Here is a 2,528-nt window from a genome sequence, read left to right on the forward strand (position 1 = left end):
ACTCGACGCGCCGTGATCGGGTCTGCTGTCATCCCCTCGACCGATTCGGCGGCCCGTAGTAGAAGAGTGATGTACCGGGCGGGTGTCATCCCGAGTTCGTTGCGGATGCGGGTTTCTTTGTTGCCGCGCCAGGTTGGGTTGCGGGCTTCGAAGGCGAGCAGTTCGGCGGGCGTCATGTGCCGAGTATGCGCCTGGCATCGGACGTTGCTGTCTACCCCGCCTAGACAACCCCGTGAACGACGAAGAAGCCCCCGCCGCCGGAGAACCGGGGCGGGGGCTTCATCTGGGCTGATGCCGTCCTGTGGGGGCGACCTCGTTACTCCTTCTACCGCTGGTAGACGAGTGCTTGGCGTGCGTCAGAGGTAGTCGCGTCGGGTGGGGGTGTTCGGGTTGTCGACGACGAGACCGAACACGGATCGTGCGGCACCCCAACCTGCGAGGATCGGGGTCGTGACGGCGATCGCGTTGAATGCCTCCGTCGCGGCGTCTACAGCCATGGTGATGACCAGTGCGGCGCCGATGATGTCGAGGATGGTTCGGGCGATCTTGCGTGCGGTCGGGTTCGTGATGACCACGTTCGGGGTGTAGTTACTCATGGTGTCTCCTTGTTGTTGACGAGGCCGGTGAGTTCGTCGATCCGGGTCTTGTCGTTGTCGAGCTTCTTGTGCGCTTCGGTCATGTCGTCCTGCAGAACCTTCACTGATTCGGTGAGCACGCCGACTGCGTCTTCGGTTCGCCTGACTGAGTCGTTCAGCGATGTGCCGGTGTTCGGGAGAACCTCGTGGCGGACCTCGCTGAGTGACGTTTCGATGGATCCGACTCGTTCCATGAGTCCGGGACGTGCTGGGACGCCTGGTCGTCCCGGTTCGCCTTTCACGTCGTCGAGGAAGTCGCTGAACGCTTTGAGGGGCTGCCAGAGCTTCACAACCAAGGTGATGAGTGCTCCTGCTGCAGCGATCCACAGCATGGCTTGGGCGATGGTGAGATCTCCGAAGATGTCGGTCCAGTCCGTCATCCGGCAACCTCCGCGAGCTTGCCGAGAGTGATCGGCCCTGCGACCCCGTCCGGCTTCAGGTCGTGCGCCTTCTGGAAGGCCACGATCTCCGCGACCGTCTTCGCGCCCTTGTCGTTGTCGACGATGAGGTTCGCGCCGTTGGCCTTGTTCAGCGCCGTCTGCAGGTCGGACACCAGCCACACCGTGGCCCCGGAACGGTTCACGTCCAGGGGCGCGTCGTAGATGCCGCGCAGGGCGGGGATGTTGTCGGACGTGAACTGCCAGAGCACCGGCCGGCGGGTCCATCCGCCTTCGAGGAGCACATCCCCGTCGGTGTAGGCGGCGAGCCACAGCTGCAGCCCGAGGCGGTCCATCATCTCCCGGTAGCCGCCGGAGTTCGCGAGGGACAGGTTCAGGTAGATGCCCTGCTCCGACAGCGGTTTGCCGGCGTCTCGGAAAGCGAGCGCGACGGCTTCGCACTCGGCGGGTGTCCACCGGCGCACGTCGTCCTCGGGCCAGTCCTCGACGTCCTGCCAGAGGACCTCACCAGGGCGGACCTGTCCCGTCGCCAGCGTCGCCTTCGCGATCTGCGCCGGCGTGCCGACCTGCCCGTTCGCGATGGCGTGGCCCAGCTTCATGCCCGCGGCGCGGGCCGGGTCCTGGTGGACGAGCTCGGTGTACAGCGGGTAGTCAGCGTTGTTCGCGCCGAGCAGCTTGCAGATCACCGTGCCGACGCCAGCGCGCCGCATCTGCACGAACTGCGGGACCGTGAATCCGTTCCCGTCGTTCTGGTTGCGGGAGATGTCGATCGTGAGCGGCAGGACCGGCTCAGGAGTCACCGGCGGCTTCGGATCAGGCGTAGTCCCCGGGTCTACCGGGGCAGGGCTTTTCCCAGTGCCTCCACCACCGCCTTCGTGACGTCAGCGATCAGCGCGGCACGGACCTGCGTGGCACGGTTCGTGAGCGCCATCCCCACGAGATCGAACTCGCGGTTGGAGAGCTGCTTCGCGCCGAGCGCGGTGTCGAGCGCGCCGACCGTCTCGGACAGGCCAGCACCGGGGTCGAGGAGTTTGCGGGGGTCGATCGTGCCGTACTCGTCGGCGAGGAAGATCGTCCCATCGGTGTTGCGGATGAGGGTTGCCATGGTGTCCTCCTTGGACTGTTCTGGGGCAACGGGGGCGGGCGTTGCGGGGACATCCCACGGCGACCAATCGATGACGTGCCACGGCTCGTCTGGCTTCCCGCCGGTGCCGTCGAAGTAGCCGGGCTGGAACCCGGCGCGTCGGGCGAGGTCGAAGAACACGGCACGCCCGACGTCGCCCCAGTTGCCGTAGTCGACCGCCCCGGACTCGACGCCGTTGTAGTTGCCTCCGTGACTGGATGTTCCCGGGTATGCGGCCATCGGGTACGGCATCGTGTTCCAGTAGTTCCTCTGCATCCCGATAGTGCGGTAAGCGTCTGATGGACCGGAAACGACTGGTGTCCATCCGCGTTCCGCCTGCGCGAGCGCCACGAACCGGTCATGCTTCGCCGC

At 65.8% G+C, this 2,528-nt stretch carries 5 protein-coding genes; all 5 read right to left on the reverse strand.

Translation table 11 applies throughout. The features are described 5' to 3' along the window. On the reverse strand, nucleotides 1-176 hold a 176-nt coding region (locus tag WFJ01_RS19115), incomplete at its 3' end, for a DUF3263 domain-containing protein (RefSeq protein WP_442928073.1). Between the two features lie 180 nt (nucleotides 177-356). After that, complete coding sequence (locus WFJ01_RS18950) at nucleotides 357-596, reverse strand: hypothetical protein (RefSeq protein ID WP_336630032.1); 240 nt, start codon at nucleotides 594-596, stop codon at nucleotides 357-359. Beyond that, nucleotides 593-1,015, reverse strand: a complete 423-nt coding sequence (locus WFJ01_RS18955; RefSeq protein WP_336630033.1) for a hypothetical protein — start codon at nucleotides 1,013-1,015, stop codon at nucleotides 593-595. The genes WFJ01_RS18950 and WFJ01_RS18955 overlap by 4 nt, the downstream gene beginning before the upstream one ends. Then, nucleotides 1,012-1,833 carry a peptidoglycan-binding protein gene (locus WFJ01_RS18960; protein ID WP_336630034.1) on the reverse strand — a complete coding sequence of 274 codons (822 nt, stop codon included), beginning with the start codon at nucleotides 1,831-1,833 and terminating at the stop codon, nucleotides 1,012-1,014. Before WFJ01_RS18960 ends, WFJ01_RS18955 begins: the two co-directional genes overlap by 4 nt. Before the next feature lie 32 nt (nucleotides 1,834-1,865). Next, entirely contained in the window at nucleotides 1,866-2,432 is a 567-nt protein-coding gene (locus WFJ01_RS18965) for a hypothetical protein (protein ID WP_336630035.1), read from the reverse strand. Between the last annotated feature and the right edge of the window lie 96 nt (nucleotides 2,433-2,528).

Source organism: Microbacterium sp. MMO-35 (genome assembly GCF_037147555.1).
Lineage (GTDB): Bacteria > Actinomycetota > Actinomycetes > Actinomycetales > Microbacteriaceae > Microbacterium.

Excerpts from the sequence above, each read along its gene's own strand:
- WFJ01_RS18950 (WP_336630032.1), bottom strand. The coding sequence starts at position 596 with ATGAGTAACTACACCCCGAACGTGGTCATCACGAACCCGACCGCACGC.
- WFJ01_RS18955 (WP_336630033.1), bottom strand. The coding sequence starts at position 1,015 with ATGACGGACTGGACCGACATCTTCGGAGATCTCACCATCGCCCAAGCC.
- WFJ01_RS18965 (WP_336630035.1), bottom strand. The coding sequence starts at position 2,432 with ATGCAGAGGAACTACTGGAACACGATGCCGTACCCGATGGCCGCATAC.